At 68.7% G+C, this 16,019-nt stretch carries 18 protein-coding genes; 6 read left to right on the top strand and 12 right to left on the bottom strand.

The features are described from left to right. Positions 1–143: 143 nt before the first annotated feature. The 9 genes from ACIG36_RS08355 to ACIG36_RS08315 form a co-directional block, all read right to left on the bottom strand. A complete protein-coding gene (locus tag ACIG36_RS08355) occupies positions 144–542 on the bottom strand; it encodes a hypothetical protein (protein ID WP_399923929.1) in 399 nt (132 codons plus the stop codon). 86 nt (positions 543–628) lie between these two features. Continuing rightward, on the bottom strand, positions 629–2,359 hold the full coding sequence (locus ACIG36_RS08350) for a relaxase/mobilization nuclease domain-containing protein (protein WP_399923927.1): 1,731 nt from the start codon (positions 2,357–2,359) through the stop codon (positions 629–631). A gap of 11 nt (positions 2,360–2,370) precedes the next feature. Continuing rightward, entirely contained in the window at positions 2,371–3,024 is a 654-nt protein-coding gene (locus tag ACIG36_RS08345) for a plasmid mobilization protein (RefSeq protein ID WP_399923924.1), read from the bottom strand. Continuing rightward, positions 3,021–3,257: a hypothetical protein gene (locus ACIG36_RS08340; protein WP_399923922.1), complete on the bottom strand. Its 237-nt coding sequence runs from the start codon at positions 3,255–3,257 to the stop codon at positions 3,021–3,023. The genes ACIG36_RS08345 and ACIG36_RS08340 overlap by 4 nt, the downstream gene beginning before the upstream one ends. A 79-nt stretch (positions 3,258–3,336) precedes the next feature. Continuing rightward, on the bottom strand, positions 3,337–3,528 hold the full coding sequence (locus tag ACIG36_RS08335) for a hypothetical protein (protein WP_388623902.1): 192 nt from the start codon (positions 3,526–3,528) through the stop codon (positions 3,337–3,339). A gap of 91 nt (positions 3,529–3,619) precedes the next feature. Further along, the gene (locus tag ACIG36_RS08330; RefSeq protein WP_399923918.1) at positions 3,620–4,897 is read right to left on the bottom strand and encodes a DUF2637 domain-containing protein; all 1,278 of its coding nucleotides are present in this window, start codon (positions 4,895–4,897) and stop codon (positions 3,620–3,622) included. Next, entirely contained in the window at positions 4,894–5,493 is a 600-nt protein-coding gene (locus tag ACIG36_RS08325) for a WhiB family transcriptional regulator (RefSeq protein WP_399923915.1), read from the bottom strand. Before ACIG36_RS08325 ends, ACIG36_RS08330 begins: the two co-directional genes overlap by 4 nt. A 114-nt stretch (positions 5,494–5,607) precedes the next feature. After that, entirely contained in the window at positions 5,608–6,312 is a 705-nt protein-coding gene (locus ACIG36_RS08320; protein WP_399923913.1) for an ATP-binding protein, read from the bottom strand. After that, positions 6,312–7,367 (bottom strand): hypothetical protein, encoded by a 1,056-nt coding sequence (locus ACIG36_RS08315; RefSeq protein ID WP_399923910.1) that lies wholly within the window; start codon positions 7,365–7,367, stop codon positions 6,312–6,314. The genes ACIG36_RS08320 and ACIG36_RS08315 overlap by 1 nt, the downstream gene beginning before the upstream one ends. A 509-nt stretch (positions 7,368–7,876) precedes the next feature. Between ACIG36_RS08315 and ACIG36_RS08310 the strand changes: the two genes are divergently transcribed. Further along, positions 7,877–8,332 carry a helix-turn-helix domain-containing protein gene (locus ACIG36_RS08310; protein WP_399923907.1) on the top strand — a complete coding sequence of 152 codons (456 nt, stop codon included), beginning with the start codon at positions 7,877–7,879 and terminating at the stop codon, positions 8,330–8,332. 30 nt (positions 8,333–8,362) lie between these two features. Here the strand turns inward: ACIG36_RS08310 and ACIG36_RS08305 are convergent, their stop codons facing one another. Further along, positions 8,363–9,160, bottom strand: coding sequence for a helix-turn-helix transcriptional regulator (locus ACIG36_RS08305; RefSeq protein WP_399923904.1), 798 nt, complete (start codon positions 9,158–9,160; stop codon positions 8,363–8,365). Positions 9,161–9,467: 307 nt separating this feature from the next. Here ACIG36_RS08305 and fabG point away from each other — a divergent pair, with 307 nt between their 5' ends. The 5 genes from fabG (at position 9,468) to ACIG36_RS08280 (ending at position 13,982) form a co-directional block, all read left to right on the top strand. Continuing rightward, positions 9,468–10,172: a 3-oxoacyl-ACP reductase FabG gene (gene fabG, locus ACIG36_RS08300; protein WP_399923901.1), complete on the top strand. Its 705-nt coding sequence runs from the start codon at positions 9,468–9,470 to the stop codon at positions 10,170–10,172. 162 nt (positions 10,173–10,334) lie between these two features. Next, a complete protein-coding gene (locus ACIG36_RS08295; protein ID WP_399923897.1) occupies positions 10,335–10,859 on the top strand; it encodes a regulator component in 525 nt (174 codons plus the stop codon). A 35-nt stretch (positions 10,860–10,894) separates the two neighbouring features. After that, positions 10,895–12,082, top strand: a complete 1,188-nt coding sequence (locus ACIG36_RS08290) for an MAB_1171c family putative transporter (RefSeq protein WP_399923894.1) — start codon at positions 10,895–10,897, stop codon at positions 12,080–12,082. Beyond that, complete coding sequence (locus ACIG36_RS08285) at positions 12,079–13,260, top strand: cytochrome P450 (RefSeq protein WP_399923892.1); 1,182 nt, start codon at positions 12,079–12,081, stop codon at positions 13,258–13,260. The genes ACIG36_RS08290 and ACIG36_RS08285 overlap by 4 nt, the downstream gene beginning before the upstream one ends. A gap of 530 nt (positions 13,261–13,790) precedes the next feature. Further along, positions 13,791–13,982, top strand: coding sequence for a hypothetical protein (locus ACIG36_RS08280; protein WP_399923889.1), 192 nt, complete (start codon positions 13,791–13,793; stop codon positions 13,980–13,982). A gap of 121 nt (positions 13,983–14,103) precedes the next feature. On the opposite strand, the gene ACIG36_RS08275 is transcribed toward ACIG36_RS08280, so the two are convergent. Beyond that, a complete protein-coding gene (locus ACIG36_RS08275; protein WP_399923886.1) occupies positions 14,104–14,829 on the bottom strand; it encodes a 3-deoxy-manno-octulosonate cytidylyltransferase in 726 nt (241 codons plus the stop codon). Between the two features lie 60 nt (positions 14,830–14,889). Next, entirely contained in the window at positions 14,890–16,011 is a 1,122-nt protein-coding gene (locus ACIG36_RS08270; RefSeq protein WP_399923883.1) for an adenosylhomocysteinase, read from the bottom strand. Positions 16,012–16,019: the final 8 nt, after the last annotated feature.

Raw genomic sequence — 16,019 nt, 5'->3', positions numbered from 1 at the left:
ACGGCACGGAGTCCTGTCCGTTGCGGGCACCAAGGTCATCACCCGTTCGGTGGCCATGCTGAAAAGGCTCACTGAGTGTGTCGGCCTCTACGACGTGGGGGTAAAGGGCAGGTGCCGTGGCACGGAGCTCGCTCTGAAGCCGGTCACGTCAGATAGACGCCAGAGAAAGTACCGTCGTAACCCATGGCGCGCTGTGCCTGGTCGAAGTCCTCCGCTACACCCGTGACGGGCCCCATCAGGTCGTCGAATTGCTGGGAGGTCATGCGGGGTTCCGGCCAGGTATGGGTGCAGCGACAGCGGATGAATATGCCTTCGGCGGCCCTGATCACCATCCAGTCGCGGCCCGCTCCGCACTGATGGCAGACCGCGGTTGAACCGGCGATAACCAGATGGCCGGGGTGCGGAAACGCCAGGAAGGACACCGTCGTCCGGTCCACCCGCAGCTCCGCCGGAATATCGACGGATTCCGGGGAGGAGCCCGTCTCCGCCGGAGCGGCGGGCTGCTGCTCAGAGGAGCCAGATTTCCTGCTGCGCCAGAACATCCAGTGTCCTCCCTGCTGCGTTTGCCGTTTGCTGTTTCAGGATCGGCCACGAGTGCCGGGTCGGGCCACTTGCAGTTCGGCGTGCATCAGCGAGCGTTCCCCCCGTCTCGGCGGTGATCGCTGGGAGGCATCGGACGTACGGTCCGGGTAGCTGTTGCCGGTGGCACGGTGGTTGTGACCTGCGGGGTGTGGGCGTGCAGGTTGGCGATGCGGCGTACGCGCCAGACCAGTACGTCGCTGACAGAGCCGGCGGAGTCCAGTTCGCGCTGGCCGGCGGCCTCGCGGAGGAGAGCGGCGGGGTCGGCCCCGGCTCGTGCGGCGTCGCTGAGGGTGGCGGCCAGGGCGTCCCAGCCCCTTTCGGTCAGCACGGTCTGAGCGAGGTGCGGGAGCACGGTGAGCACCGTCGTCTCGTACCGGGCGCGGGTGGATTTCGGCAGGCGTCGACCTCGGTCGCGCAGTGCGGTCAGCGGGGCATGAGCGGCGGAGTTGTAGGCGGCGCGCAGGTGCTCGGCAGCCTGGCGGGCGGCTGCGGCCTGCTGGGCGTGCTGGTGCTGGGCGTGCCAGCGAGCCGCGGCTACCACGACGAGGAGCAGTGTGGAGAGCACCATGGCGGTGGCTGCTCCGTCTTCGCCGCGTCCCAGGGAGGGGCCGGCGTAGACGATTTCCCGGGCGGCCTTGCGCAGTGCGCGCGCTTCGGCGTGCTGGGCGCGGATGTGGGAACGACTGGCGCGCTCGAAGGCACGTGCTGCCAGCCGCAGTTCTTCGCGTGTAGTGGCAGCCGACGTTTTGGCGAGGGCGTCGAGAACCTCGCCGGCGGCCGAGAGCTGGGCTGCTGCTGCGCCGTCATCGCCCTCGTTGCCGAGGAGGAGAGCGGCGTCCCAGATAGAGGTTGTCGCCGCGCGGCGGGCCGGGGCTGGACCGATCGGCCGGGAGCGGATCGTGCTGTCCTCACCCGAGTCCGGCGCGGTGACACGTTCCTCGGTTCCGGAGGTGAGGCGTTCGCGGATGCGGGGGAGGGAGAGATCGGGTGCCAGTTTCGACCCGGAGTAGAAGACGGGCTGGCCGTCCTTGTTGCGGTCGCCGGGCAGAGCGACGGTGTAGCCGAGCAGGTCGCCCGATGGCGCGGTGCGGGTGCGGACGAGGAGGCCGGAGGCGGTGAGGCGGCCGAAGAACTCCGCTTCGGTGTTCGCGCCGGCCACAGCCCGGCGTACGCTCTCGCGCAGTTCCTCCCGTGGAGTCTGCTCGCGGCGCTGCCGTTCAGCCTTGTGGCGCTCGGCGCTGGTGGGTCGTTGAGAGGCGGTCCCGTCACCGGTGTTGAGTCGGCGCAGCCCGAAGTCGGCTTCGATGCGGCGGGCTTCCTCCTGTGAGCGGCCGGCGTCGTTGTGGATCCGCGGCTTGTGCCCGTCCTCGCGCATGAGGGTGGCGATGATGTGGATGTGGTCGTGCGCGTGGCGTACGGCGGCCCAGCGGCACCCGGCCCCGTCGCCGGTGTCGATACCAGTGGCAGCCACCATGCGCCGGGCGATCTCGCCCCACTGGTCGTCGGCGAGCACCGGGTCGTCGGGGGCAGAGCGGATCGAAAGGTGCCATACGTGCTTGTCCGGGCGCCGGTTCGCGGCGACGGCCATCACGGGCTGGTCGAGCAGCTGCTGCAGCTGCTTGTACGTGGCCTGCGGGTCCCGGACCGGGTCGGGGGCCATCCCGTCCCAGGAGGCGACCAGATGCGGGTCGATGTGCTCCTCGTGGGTGCCGGGCCCGTACAGGTAGGCGAGCAGGCCGATGGTGCGGCTGCCGCGTTTGTGGACTCGAGGGATCACGCTGGAGTGCCTTAGCGGTCGATCAGTTGCTGGGCGGCGACCTCGACGCGCTGGACTGCGCGGCGGACGGCCTGGAGGACAACCTCGGCATGCGGGGCATCGGCACCCGAGTTGAGCGCTTTCGTCACCTGGTTGAGGTTGTTGCCGATGTAGCCGAGATGCCGCCGGGCGGTGAACAGCTCCGAGATCACTTCCCGTTCGGAGGCAACTACGGCTGCAGTGCGTTCGAGGTCGCGGGCGGCGGAGAGCGCGCAGTGGGCGAGGAAGCCGGCGACGGTCATGCCGGCGGCCTTCGCCCCGGCGGTGATGCGGGCGAGCTCTTCGTCGTTCAGGCGGGCGTTGCGAACGTGGGTGCGCTGGCCCTGGCTGCGCGGTCCGCGCTGATAAGGACGGCGACGGACGCGCAGCTCGGCGCGCTCGAGGTGCTCGCACGAGGAGGCGTGGCACGCGTGATGCTCCGCCTCGTGCTGCGGTCCGCCCTCGGTCGCAGCCTCTCCCCCTGGTGCCCCCTGGCGCCGGAGGGCCTCCTTCGCCCGCTGGGCGGAGGTCCCTTTGGATACTCCACCACCGGTGGAGTATCCAAAGGTATAACTTGCTCGGCCTTGTGCCGAGTTGGGTACCTGCGGCGGGCCGTGGTGGACCGGGGACGACGCGCGGTCGGTCATCGCGGTTCTCCGTCGGAGGCGCGCAGCTGCTGCTGGAGCGTGGCGGCCAGGACGAGGACTTCGCGGGCGTCGCGCAGCAGCCACACCGTGCTGCCGGGGCAGAGCTGGGCGAGCCATTGCCCGTCTGGGCCTTCGACCGCGGCGTGCACGAGGCCGAAGCGCACCAGGGCGTCGACCCACGCGGCGGCCTCCAGGTCGGTGTTCTTCTGCACGGGCATCGGGCGGTGTTTCATGTGCGCGTCCATTTCTTCGATGGGGAGCGGGGCGGGCTTGGCGGCTTGGCCGCTCCCTTGTGGCGTTTGGGATGTCCGGTCAGCCGCATTCGCGGCAGCGGCCGAGGTGCCGGTTCAGGGCGCGGGCCATGGCGTGGCGGGTGGTCTGGGCGCTGCTGTGGCAGGACCTGCCCATCGGGCTGTTCACCGCGCGCTCGGCGCGGAGCTCGTAGCCGGCGATTTCGCGCTCGAAGGCGGTCCGGATGGTGCGGAAGCGGTGGCAGTGGTGCATGGAGGGAAGGGTCCTCGGTCGTTCGCGCGGTGCGCGGCAGGCCGGAGCGGGTCGGCCGGCCGCGCACCGCGGGGATGGGGGAGTCGGAGCGTCAGGCGGCTTCGGCGCGCAGGCGCTGGAGGATCAGGCCCAGGCGCTGGTTGCTGACCTGGATCTGCTGCTCGCGCAGTCCTCCCCGGACGACGGTCCGGTTGATGCGGCCTTCACGCCGGACCGCGGCACGGGCGATGGGGAGGAGCTGCTCGAGGTCCTGCTCGTCACCATCGCCATCGTGCGGACCGGGCGCGGACCGGTCCGCACCTTCCCGGTCCGCGGGGGAGCCGGTCCGCCGACCGTCGTCGACGGCGCTCAGCGGTGCGGACCGCTCCTGCGGGCTGGTTCCCGCTGCCTGGTCCGCGGGCTGGCCCGCGCTGGAGGTGTTGGTCCGCTCGTCGGCTGCGGACCGGTCCGCCGAACCTGCGGACGGTCCACCGGGTGTCTGGTCGCCTGCGGCCGGCGGCGTGTCAGCGTCAGTGGGGCCCTTCGCACGAGCGGACTGGTCCGCGCGGCCGACCGGGAAAAGGGGGCTGGCGACCTCGTCCTGCGGGTGCGGCCGAGGGCGTTCGCGATCCGGAGCCGGATGCCGGCTCTGCCGTCCGCTGCCCGTAGTGGTCCGCGGTCCGCCGGCGGTGCGGACCGGTCCGCTGGCCGCTCCGGCGTCTCTGCTGTGGCGTGGACCGCTTCGCGCGGTCTGGTCCGGCCACTCTGCCGCGTGCTCTTGCTCTGCGGACTGGTCCGCATCCGCGGTCCGCTGGTCCGTGTCGGCAGAAGCTTGCGTGCGGACCGATCCGCCGGTGTCGTCCGACATGTGGGTGCGGACCGTGTCCGCGGACCGGTCCCCGCCCGTGGACTGGTCCGGGCGGACCGGTCCACGCCCGCTGGTGCCGACGGCGTTCTGGTGGCGGGTGATGAGGATGTAGAGGTGGACGGCGCCGGCGAGCGCGAGCGGGGCCAGGGTGGACAGGACGCCGACGGTGAGGTCGCCGAGGCGTAGGCCGTCGCCGGAGGCGTGGTTGATCTGGTTGAGGCGTACGGCGTGCAGGGCGTTGGCCCAGATGCTGGCCGCGGTCGCGGTGCCGAACAGCACCCATATATAGAGGCGGGCTCTCCAGGGCGCGGTCCGGGTGACGATCAGCGCTCGGACGCCGTAGCCGATGAACCCGTCGACCAGGAGGGGGAAGAGGTAGGTGAGCAGGCCGCGGATGTGGATGGCGGTGGCCATCTGCTGCAGCGCGTCGTAGGAGATGGCGCAGCCGGCGGCACCGAGGAGCAGGATGGCGGCGCGGTCCCAGCCGCCGACCTCGGTAGTGGTGGGGTGGGCGTGGGTCACGCTGCCTCGCTGAGGCTGTTGCGGTCGATCGCTGCACCGAGCGGCTCGGTCACGGTCGTCGCGGGGGCGCCTGCTGGTCGGCCGTCGGCCTTGGTGCCGTCCCAGTGGCGGTCGCGTTCCTCGATCTCCAGGTGAGCGGTGCGCAGGAGGTCGGTCGCCCAGTCCTCGCTGACGTTCAGGGTCCGGGCGAGCTGTTCGGCGGAGAAGCCAAGCTGGTAGGCGCGGCGGGCGACGGCGGTGCGCTCGGCGTTGCTGAGGTGGATGTCCATGCCGCGCAGCCGGGCAGCGATGCGGTCATGGTCCAGTCGGCGGGCGAGTTGGTCGTGCAGGGGGCGGCGCTCGGCCTCGGTCAGGCCGCCGCGGATGCCGTGGACGCTCTCGCTTTCGAGGGCGGCGTCCAGGCAGATCCGGCGTACGGGGCACTGGGCGCACAGCGCTTTGGCCTGGGCGATGTCCTTGCGGGCGCGGGGGGTGGGGAAGAACAGCTGGTCCGCGCTCTGCGGGTCGAGGCTGCTGCAGGTGGCCTTGTCGTGCCAGGAATGGTCGCCCAGTCGACGGAAGTCGGTCGAGGGCAGGGTGGTGGTACGGGCGTGCATGCTGGTGGCTCCGTTCGCCCCCAGGGCGCTGTGCGGGTAGCGCTCGGCCAGGGGTTCGGGTCTGCGGAGATGTTCAAGGGGATGCGGCTGGCCGCGATGGCGGTCTGGGCCGGGTCAGGCGGCGTTGCCGTGGCGGCGGCGGTCAGAGCCGGTGAAGACCACTTGCTCGCACATGCCGGTCAGGCGGGAGGCGACACGGTCGCCGATCTGCGCCCGCAGGTCGCTGGTGGGCAGGTTGCTGGTGATCAGGGTGGGCAGCTGGTGGATGCTGCGCTGGTTGATCAGCCGGTAGGTCAGTTCCTCGGTCCATTCCGAGGACTTCGCGGCGCCGAGGTCGTCCAGGAGCAGCACCGGGATGCGGATGATGCGGCGCAGCATCCACTCCGGATCGGCGCCCTGGCGCGGGCGCATCTCGGCGTAGAGGTCGGCGGCGGTGGTGGCGTGCCAGCGCACGTCGATGCCGGCGCCGAGCAGGCTGCGGATCGCCCCATAGGCGGCGTGGGTCTTGCCCCGGCCAGTCCGGCCGACCAGCAGCAGCGACGGGCCGTGCGTCACCTGCCGCCGCGCGGAGACGTTCGGCGCCTCGGCGGTGCCGGCGATGGTGTGTACCCAGGCGGCCACCCGGGGGTGGTCGGCGACTGCATCCCGGTACAGGCGCGGGATCTGCTTCTGGGCCCGCTCGAGGGCGGGGATCGGCTCGGGGGTGTCGCTGACCGGCATCCCGGCCGGGGGCATGCCGCGCTCGGCGAAGATCCGCTGGAAGCGGGCGGCGAGCGGCGCGGCCGACAAGGGCGCCGGATCGCGGTGGCGAGGGGGCATCAGAGCGCCTCCTCGTAGGCCGAGTCGTCCGCCGGGTTCATCCAGGGCGTGTACCTGCCGCCTGCCCGAGCGGGAGCCTGCCGGACGGTTGCATTCATGACCTCGTTGACCAGGCTCGGCAGCACACTCGGGCTCAGCCCCTTCGCCCGCAGCCGCTCCATGGCGGCGCGCAGGTGCTCGGTAGCGATGCCCTCGCCGAGCAGCTGGTTCAGCTCCCGCCCCAGATGCCCGAGCACCCGCTCCGGAGGCCGGTGCGCACAGGCGGCGACGTACTCGCCGATCAAGGTCTTGGCCGAGACGGTCGAGGGCGCGGGCGCGGCGCGCCCCGAAGGGATGGATCCAGGATCCAGGATCCTAGATCCAGACGGCGAGGGCTCGTCGAGTCCTCGACGAGGGTTCGACGAGTCTTCGTCGAATACGCTTCGACCTGCGCTTTCCTCGTCAGCCGTGGAGGTGGCGGCCTCTGGATGCCCGGCGGATGGCGCTGGGGAGTCCGCTGGGGAGTCCGCGAGGGTGGGGGAGGAGTCGGTCGCAGGCGGCGAGGGCTGTTCGGGGCTCGCGAGAACTCGTCGAATGTTCGTCGAGGGCTCGTCGAGCGCTCGGGGAGGGTTCATCGAGCACTCGACGACGCGGACCGAGGGCGCAGGCGCGTGATCCGGTCGCGGCACCTGGCCGCACTCGCCCTTGCAGGCACCGCATCGCTTGTCCTGGTCGTGGGCGCAGCACAGGGGCAGGCGCGAAGCGCTGGGCCGGTCGATCTTCTGGTGCTTCGCCCAGGCCACGATGTGCAGGTACCCGCGCCCGTCGCACCCGGTGTACCGGCAGATCAGCCCGGCACCGGCGAGCTGCTGGAGATCGTCTTCGACGTCCAGCGGGGTGTGCTCGGGGCGTAGCGGCCACAGCTTCCCGGCGATGATCGCGGGATGGTCGCGGTGACGCCCGTGGTCGTCAGCCTGGGTGAGCAGCCCGAAGAACGTCCGCTCGGCGGTGACCGTGCAGGCGGCCAGCGACTCGGAGACGAACGCCTCCGGCTTGATCGTGCGGATGCGCGCCATGATCAGCAGCCCCCGTCAGCCGCGAGGCGCCCGGCGTGCGGGCCGGGGCCGGCGGCTTGGTCCGCCGAGCTTTCCTGCTGGTGAGCAGGCATGTAACAATCGCTCCTTCGAGTGGGGCCGTCCGGGGTGCCTCGTCCAAAGGGTCCGGATCGGCTCTGGTTGGACCTCCTCGCCTTTGCAGAGGCGGGAGCGTCGCTGTGGTTGGCGCCTGAGAGTTACCGCTCTCGGGCGCCAGCTCGTATCTGCGTCTGTCGTGGCGCCGCGTGAACCACCCTTTCTCCCCGGCCCTCCCTGGCTGCGGGGACCAGCACCATACGGTCAGCCCTCCGCCACAGTCCAGCGGGGCTACCCATCTGACCTGGGACGGAACACTTGGGTGTCGCGAGCCGTGAAAAACTTACACCCCAGTTACGCCGCTCGGTCAACTGGAGTGTCCGACCTCGGGCTGGCGCTACACTGGAGTGGTGATCGCTAAGTTGACCGGTGACTCGGGTGAGGGGAGGGCGGAGATGACAGACAGTTCGGGGAAGACGTTCGCCGAGCTTCTGGAGCACCTGTTCCAGGAGATCCACCCACCCGGGCGCGGCTCCTACACCAATGCGGAGGTCGCGGAGGCGATCACCAAGGCCGCCGCGAACGGCGGCAAGGGCATCTCCGCCAGTGCCATCGCACAGCTGCGCACCGGGCAGAAGAAGAACCCGATGATGTCGACGATCAAGGCACTCGCCGACTTCTTCGGCGTCGAGCCCGGGTACTTCTTCGACCAGGCGGCGAAGGAGCGGACGGAAGCCGAGATCGCGCTGGTCGCCGCGATGCGGGACCAAGACGTGCGGCGCGTCGCTCTGCGCGCGAAGGGGTTGTCCGGGAACAGCCTGAGTATGGTCACGGCGCTGATCGAGCAGGCCCGCAGTATCGAAGGTCTGTCCGACGGCGAGTCGGCGCACGGTCTCGACCTCAGCCAGTAGCCCGCCAGAACTGAGGGACGACGGTGCTGGTCACGGCCGGCGCGCCGTCCAGTCGCGCATGAGCACGATGAAGCGCAGGTGCGTATTGCGCAACGGGGCCAGAGCCATGATCTTTACCGGCACCTCTTCCCGCTGGTGATAAGGAAGGCGTAGGCGCCGGATGTCGCCATCGGGGTGTACCTGAGCCCGGTTTTCCTTCCACAATTCAGCCGCCTCTTCGTTCCCGGCGAGGATGTCGTCGCGGAGCTTTTTCAGCTCTTCGCTCTCCTGGTTATGTGCGACGGCCACCCGGATCTGTGCCAGGAAGGGATCCGCCCAGTCGTCCCGCCAGTTGACCAGCTGTTCGCGAGCTTCCGGGTAGAGGAAGGCCCACCGCATACTGTTCCGCTCGTACGGAATCCAGGGGAACCAGTCCGCCTGCTGATCATTGTGCGCGACGATGTCCCACCAGAGGTTGGTGATGTAAGCCGGATTGGGGAGCTGGGCGTCCAGGAGGGCCTGCATGCTCTCGTCGACTGCGGTATCGACGGCCAGCCGGGTCGGCTCGGGCGTCCGGCCTACGGCCAGCCGGAACAGCATCCCGCGCTCGGTCTCGTCCAAGCGCAGGGTCATGGTCAGCCGCTGAAGGAAGGCGTCGGAGAAGTCGGCCTGCTCGCCCTTTTCCAGCTTGCGGTACCAGGTGACGCTCACCCCGGTCAGGGTGGCTACCTCCTGTTGGGTGAGGCCGGGTCTCAGGCGGCGTCGCCGGGTATCGATGCCGGGAATTCGCCGTGGGTCGAGCCTTTCGCGCCAGGAGACGAGCAGCTGTCCGAGCTCGTTCTCTGACAATCTGACGCCTGTGAGATGTCCGTCACCGTTTGCCATAGTCGGCCCAGTCCTCCCTTCGCATGCAAGGAGTGCGGTCTTTCCGATCATGCGCCTGAAATCGTCGGCGTGCGAGCCAACTGACGAGGTCAGGTTGCGGGAGAGCGGTAAGGGATCTTGTGCGAATAGGACTCCATTTGGTCTAGCGGTGGCAGCGGTACGCCGACTGTCGCCACTCCGAGTGGCGATTGTGGAGGTGCAGAATGCAGAGGCCGGTCGGTGAAACGATCGGCTTCCGGGGAAACTTCAAAACGAGAAAGTTTAATTCGCAATGTCGCGCTCTGTTCTTGTCACAGGAGGAAACCGGGGGATCGGACTGGCCATCGCCCGTGCCCTCTCGGCTGCGGGAGACCGGGTCGCGGTCACCTACCGCAGCGGTGAGCCGCCGGAGGGGTTGTTCGGCGTACGGTGCGACGTCACCGACGCGGACCAGGTCGCTCAGGCTTTCTCGGCAATCGAACAGGAGCAGGGTCCCGTCGAGGTCCTCGTCGCCAACGCCGGCATCACCAAGGACAACCTGCTCCTCCGCATGGACGAGGCCGACTTCCTCGCCGTCCTGGACGCCAATCTCGTCGGAGCCTTCCGCGTCGCCAAACAAGCGGCCCGAGGCATGCTCCGCGCTCGCCAAGGCCGCATCGTCCTGATTGCTTCCGCCGTCGCCCTCGCCGGCGAGGCGGGCCAGTCCAACTACGCCGCCTCCAAGGCCGGCCTCGTCGGATTCGGCCGCTCCCTGGCCAAGGAACTCGGCTCCCGCGGCATCACCGTCAACATCGTCGCCCCCGGCCTGACGGAAACCGACATGACCGCCGCCCTGCCGGACGAGCGCAAACAGCACATCCTCGAGCAGATCCCTCTGCGTCGTGCCGCGGCACCGGAAGAGATCGCCCACGCCGTCAAGTTCATCGCCAGCCCCGAGGCCGCCTACATCACCGGAGCGGTGATCCCGGTCGACGGCGGCGTCGCCATGGGCCACTGATCCGCACCCCGCGCATGAGCGGCGTGCCCCTGCGCAGCCGCGTCACAGCGCCGGTGTGTGGTGATGAGAGCCGCTCGCGACGCGCACAACGCCCTCGGTGCCGCACCCGCATCGGGAAGCCCGGAGCCGCGCCGATGGGCCCAGAGGGACTTGGAGGAGAACATGGACAACCGGCTCCGCATAGCCTGTTCGGAGCGGCTCGAACGCCTGAACCTTCCTCACCGCTTCGGTACCCAGCAGCTGTGCGATGCCGTCGCCGAACTCCGCGGCAAGCCGATCATCCTGCGGCCCATGGACACGGCGGTCACCGGCGACCTGCCGTGCGGGATCCGCGTGGAGATGGCCACGGCTGACGTCCTGTACTTCGAGCGCGGCACCTCCGCACTCCATCAGATGCACATCCTCGCCCACGAAATCGGCCACGTCCTGTGTGACCACCCCGGCAGCCTGTCGCTGGGCGACGGCGAAAACCAGGCACTCGGGCTCAACCCCACGCTCGTACAGCGGATGTCGGGCCGCACCAGCTACCGAACCGACGACGAGCGCGAAGCGGAAACGATGGCCACTGTCATCCGCCAGCGCATCTACCGCGGTATGGAACTGCCTCCCAGCCAGCCGCATGACCGAAGCGAACGCTGGGAAGCCCTCTTCGCCAACTTCCCCCAGAAGAAGCGCAAAAGACTGTGACTCCACCTCTCATCTTCACGACTGCGGACGTTCTTATGCTGGCGGCCATTTTCTGGTTCGTCCGAGGTCGCCGATCGAACCGACGCCCTATTGGCGCTAACGCTATGGTCGCCATCTTCGTCTCGCTCTGGGTGGCCTTCGCCGCGTACGCTCCCGCTGGCCGGTACGTAGTCGACGCCGTCATCCCCCACGGTTCCCGGCTCGTCAGCAACTGCGCCAGCCTGGCCGCAGCCACCGCGGTGCTGGCCTTCATGTTCCAGATCAGCGACCCCGACACGGCACGCCGACGCATCCGCTTGCGCCTGATCTACTTGATCTCCGCAGTCTCCGTGATGAGCGGGCTTTTCATCGCCGGAGATGAAGACCGGTTCTCCCCCCAGCTCTACGCGCTCTACCTACTCGTCTACATCGCCTACCTGGGCATCACTGTTGGCGAATTCCTGGTCCAGACCTGGAGGCAGTCCTTCCGATCCCGTCGGATCAGCCAGCGCATCGGACTGCGCATGGCATCCGTCGGCTGCGCCTCCGCATTGGTGTATTGCGGCTACAAGATCTTCACCCTGGTCTCCTTGGGATTCGACCTGGGTCTGATCACACACGGCTACCGGTGCTCCAGTGTCTTCACCCCCACGCGCTGCACGTTCAGCGTTGCCGCGCCCGCTGTCAGCGTGCTGCTGGTCGTCTTCGGCCTGACCCTGCCGGCGCTGGCCTGGCCTATCAGCCAGCTGGCCCGCAAACGCTGGGAGACCCGCTCCTTCAAAGCCCTCGAACCGCTGTGGAGCGAGCTCGTCGAGGTCAGCCCGGACATCGCTCTCGCCACCACCAAATCCGGCGAGGTAGCCGAGGACGACGCGGACTTCTTCCTCCACCGTCGCGTCATCGAGATCAACGACGGCATTCTGACCCTGCGGGCCTATCGCTCCGGGCGAGTCCAGCAGGCTACCCGACACGCCCTGGCACAGCTCGGTGAAGCCGACACCCTCCGCGGCCATGCCACCGTGGAAGCGGCTGTCCTCAAAGACGCTGTCAGGGCCAAGCACCGCGGCCTGAAACTGAACGGCGACATCGCCCGGCCCGCCCCCGGCACCGACCAACGAGAGGGCAACCTGAGAGCCGAGACCGAGTGGCTGCTGCTCGTCGCCCAGGCGTACGCCAGCAGCGACGTCGTACGCGCGACCACCACGGAAACCGCCCAGGACAAGGAAGCAGTCCCCACACCATGAGCGACCCGCTGTCGTGCCCGGAGTTCTTCCAGAACCCGTACCCCTTCTACGACGAACTCCGCACGGCAGCCCCTGTGCAGCCGGTGACCACCGGCTCGGGAGACAGGCCCAGCTACCTCGTGACCGGCTACGCCGAAGCGAAGGCGGCCTTCACGCACCCGGGCCTGTCCAAGGACACCTCCCGGTTCTTCGCCAGCCGCCCCTCCGGCCGTAACCTCCACCCCGCAGTCGCCCACACCATGCTCGCTACCGACCCACCCGAGCACACTCGGCTGCGCCGCCTGGTGACCAAAGCCTTCACCAGCGGCGCGGTCACCCGCCTGCACCCGTACATCCAGCACATCGTCGACCGCCTCCTCGACGCCCTTCCGAGCGACGGTGAAGCCGACCTCGTCGCCGGTCTCACCATCCCGCTGCCGGTCACGGTGATCTGCCAGCTGCTCGGCGTCCCCGAGGCCGACCGAGCCCAGGTACGTACCTGGTCGAACGACCTCTTCGCCGCCGGACAGCCCCAACGAATCGACGCCGCCTCCCACGCCGTGGCCGGCTACATGGCCGATCTCATCGAGGCCAAGCGCCACGCCTCGGACGGCAGCCTGCTGCACGACCTCGTCACCGTCCGGGAGGAAGGCGAACAGCTCAGCGAAGACGAGCTCGTCTCCCTCGCCGTCCTCCTGCTCGTCGCCGGCCACGAGACCACCACGAACTTCATCGGCAACGCCGTCCTGACACTCCTCCAGCACGCAGATCTCCGCGACCGGGCACGAACCGAACCAGGCCGGATCAGGAGCTTGCTGGATGAACTGCTGCGCTACGACTCACCGGTCGGCATCGCCACCTTCCGATACACCACCCAACCGATCTCCCTCGGCCAGACCGACATCCCCGCCGGCGTCCCCGTGCTCATCTCGCCTGGAGCAGCGAACCGCGATCCCTCCCGGTACCCGACCCCTGACTCTCCCGACCCTGACCGTGACGCCAGGGCACACCTGGCCTTCGGCTACGGTATCCACCGCTGCCTGGGCGCCCCGCTCGCCCTGGCCGAGGCGGAGATTGCCCTCCGCGCTCTCCTGGCCCGGTTCCCCGGACTTCGCCTTGCGGTAGCGCCTGAAGAACTTCGGTGGCGTCGCACGCGACTCATGCGGGGCTTGGAATCTTTGCCTGTGTTCACTCGGTAGAAGGGTGCGTCTGCCGGGCTCTGAACGGGGCAACAAGAGCCGAGGGGCGCAACTGGATCCGCCCGACAAGCCAAGGCTGCCCGCTCGGGAGGGGCGCGCGAGGCACATGTTCGGCTGGATCGGCGGGTGCTGGGTGGGGTCGTCGGGCGGCTGCTCGGCGCATATTTTCCGGTCTTCCTGCTACGGCGCCCTTGGCGAGGTAGCTTGCTTGTGAGCGCAGTGGACCCCGAGTTTCCCCGCTGGTGCGCGACAGACAGCACGATGCCGCAGGAGGGCGGCATTTGGGGGGAAAATGTAGGGAGCCGAGCAAGACTGGGGACGATCAGGCGCCACGTAGGGCCGAGGGTCTCCTTGGGGTGAAGTCGTAGTACGGCCGGGGCGCTTGCGAGTCTCCGAACCCGACAGGTCGTTCCTTCTAGGGGCATCAGGCTGAACCGTGGATCACGGTTCTTGGGATCGCTGTGATTGGCGGTCCGTTCCTGGTGCATCCACGCGAGCGGACCGCCTTCCTGAAGGAAGGACGAGTCCCGGTGAGCAGTCGGGAGCGCAAGGTCTTTTACGCCGCCATCGCGGTGCTGCTGTCGTGTGTCGTCGCCCTCGCCTCTGCCATCTTGAAAGGCTACGCGGGGGCGAATTTGGCGGAGTGCGTGATCCAGGGGGCTGCGGCCTTTGCCACGTCGATGACGGTGACCTTGGCGGTCATCGTCTACCTGACCGTGTAGGCGGGCACGGGCAAACCTGCGGCTGGGCTGCTGCCTCCAGAAGGAGCTGCTGTCCAGCCGCAGGGAGAGCCACTGCTGTAGAAGCCCCTGTCAGGGCCATGGACCGGACACCCGAAGTTCGTCAAAGCATCGCGCGTGCCCTTTCCAGGTCATCTGGCGTATCGATGGCGAACCCGTTGTCCGACACGGGCAGCATGCGGACTCCGTAGCCGTGTTCGACGAGCCGGAGCATCTCTATGCCCTCGGCGCGCTCCACGGGGCCCTGATCGAGCTGTCGAAACAGTTCGAGACCGTTTCGTGTGAAGCCGTAGAGGCCGAGCTGCCGCAGGTAGGTGGGGCGGTGGCCTTTCGGGTAGGGGATCGGCTGTCGGGAGAACATCAGGGCCTTGTCGTTGTCGCCGACGACGACCTTGACGACGTTGTGGTCGACAACGGCTGCCGCGTCGCTCAGCGTGGCGTACGCATTGACGGCCAGGGTGTTGGCGTCCAGGTGGGTGAGCGCGTCCGATACGGCGTCGATCGCCTCGGGGGAGATGAAAGGCTCGTCGCCCTGGACGTTGATGTACGCGTCCGCTTGAAGGTGTTGTGCGCACTCGGCGACTCGGTCGGTGCCGGTGGGGTGCTCGCCGGTCATGACGCAGGGGATGTCGAGCTGGCGACAGGTGGCTTCGATGCGGTGGTCGTCGGTTGCGACGACGGCGTCAGCGAGGCGCTCCGCCTGCCGGCAACGTTGATGGACGTGCCACAGCAGCGGCATCGTGCCGAGCACGGCGAGTGGCTTTCCCGGGAATCTCGAGGCTCCCCAGCGGCAGGGTATGACCGCTATGTGGCGGCGTGTGGCAGTCATGGTCAGCTCCCGTTGATGGGGTATGCACGGGCGTGTGCACCGTGGCGGGAACGCGAGTGATCATCTGTCGAAGTGGTCGAGCCAGACTTGCGCGATGGTCTGCCGGACGGCCGACGGCACTTCGTGCAGGCCGGGGTCGCACCCGCCTCGGCTGAGCGCGGCGGTGGCGGCGATGATCTCGGCTTGGACGAGGTGGATGTAGCTGCCGACCGCCGCGCCGTGCACGAAGTTGACCGCTCCTCCTTCGGCGAGCACGTAGAAGTAGTGCCCGGTCACCTCGTAACGGGTCAGGTGGTCGCCGACGGGAGCGCGCTGATAGAGGCCGTCGAGCGCGTCGAGTTCGAGCTCGTCTTCGGAGGAGGTGACCGACGCGACATAGGCACCGTTGCGGAGGGCTTCGAAGTGACCTTGCCGCAGAGCCAGGTTGCCCGTGGCGCAGAGAACGAGTTCGGCGTCGCGGATTGCCTCGGTGCAGGACGACGAGGTGCAGAAGCCCTGGGAGCGAGCCTGTACTCGTTTGACGGGATCGCTGTCGAAGACGGTGACACGCAGGTCGTGGGCGCGCAGGGTGTGCGCGACGGAGCGGCCGACCTTGCCGAAGCCGATGACACAGGCACCGCGGCTCGTGAGGATGTCGCCCCGGGTGCGGACGAGCGCATCGGTCGAGAAGACGATGGAGCGGCCGACCAGGTGGTCCTCGCAGTGCTTCAAGGGGGAGCGGGCCACGGAGAAGACTGGGCACGGCAGCTCTTCCAGGGCCTCGTACCGCTGGTTACCGTTCTCCGTGTCCTCGACGATGCCCAGGACGTGGCCGGAGAACTTCTCGGCCAGGGTGGCGACGGCGGGAGCGAAGTAGCCGCCGATGTCGAGCAGGACGACGTCCTGGCCCGGGGCGGTCTTCTCCAGGTAGTCCAGGGCCTTGGCGGGGTCGGCGAACGTGGCGCGGCTGAGGTCGTGCACGGCGTAAGTGCGCCGGACTTCCCGGAGTGCCTCGGGGTTGATGGAGCGGGGTTTGGGCAGAACGGCCGCGATGGTCGATGTGCGGGCCAGCGCGTGCAGGAAGGCCGGCCTTTCCGCGAGCAGGTGGGTGATGACCAGTAAGCTGATCGCGCCGTCGACGGGGAATTCGGCGGTGATCCGACGGAAGTACGCGTCGAGCCGGGCTTTCTCGGGACCTTCCACGGCATCTC

The sequence above is a fragment of the Streptomyces sp. NPDC053048 genome, assembly GCF_044547045.1.
Classification (GTDB): domain Bacteria; phylum Actinomycetota; class Actinomycetes; order Streptomycetales; family Streptomycetaceae; genus Streptomyces.
Note: the sequence above shows the minus strand (reverse complement) of the source record. Positions and strands in the feature narration are given on the sequence as shown.

Bases quoted from the DNA above. Each gene is read 5' to 3' on its own strand.
- ACIG36_RS08310 (WP_399923907.1), top strand. From the start codon at position 7,877: ATGACAGACAGTTCGGGGAAGACGTTCGCCGAGCTTCTGGAGCACCTG.
- ACIG36_RS08295 (WP_399923897.1), top strand. From the start codon at position 10,335: ATGGACAACCGGCTCCGCATAGCCTGTTCGGAGCGGCTCGAACGCCTG.
- ACIG36_RS08320 (WP_399923913.1), bottom strand. From the start codon at position 6,312: ATGCCCCCTCGCCACCGCGATCCGGCGCCCTTGTCGGCCGCGCCGCTC.
- ACIG36_RS08285 (WP_399923892.1), top strand. From the start codon at position 12,079: ATGAGCGACCCGCTGTCGTGCCCGGAGTTCTTCCAGAACCCGTACCCC.
- ACIG36_RS08290 (WP_399923894.1), top strand. From the start codon at position 10,895: ATGCTGGCGGCCATTTTCTGGTTCGTCCGAGGTCGCCGATCGAACCGA.
- fabG (WP_399923901.1), top strand. From the start codon at position 9,468: ATGTCGCGCTCTGTTCTTGTCACAGGAGGAAACCGGGGGATCGGACTG.
- ACIG36_RS08315 (WP_399923910.1), bottom strand. From the start codon at position 7,367: ATGGCGCGCATCCGCACGATCAAGCCGGAGGCGTTCGTCTCCGAGTCG.
- ACIG36_RS08325 (WP_399923915.1), bottom strand. From the start codon at position 5,493: ATGCACGCCCGTACCACCACCCTGCCCTCGACCGACTTCCGTCGACTG.
- ACIG36_RS08355 (WP_399923929.1), bottom strand. From the start codon at position 542: ATGTTCTGGCGCAGCAGGAAATCTGGCTCCTCTGAGCAGCAGCCCGCC.
- ACIG36_RS08345 (WP_399923924.1), bottom strand. From the start codon at position 3,024: ATGACCGACCGCGCGTCGTCCCCGGTCCACCACGGCCCGCCGCAGGTA.
- ACIG36_RS08275 (WP_399923886.1), bottom strand. From the start codon at position 14,829: ATGACTGCCACACGCCGCCACATAGCGGTCATACCCTGCCGCTGGGGA.
- ACIG36_RS08335 (WP_388623902.1), bottom strand. From the start codon at position 3,528: ATGCACCACTGCCACCGCTTCCGCACCATCCGGACCGCCTTCGAGCGC.
- ACIG36_RS08340 (WP_399923922.1), bottom strand. From the start codon at position 3,257: ATGAAACACCGCCCGATGCCCGTGCAGAAGAACACCGACCTGGAGGCC.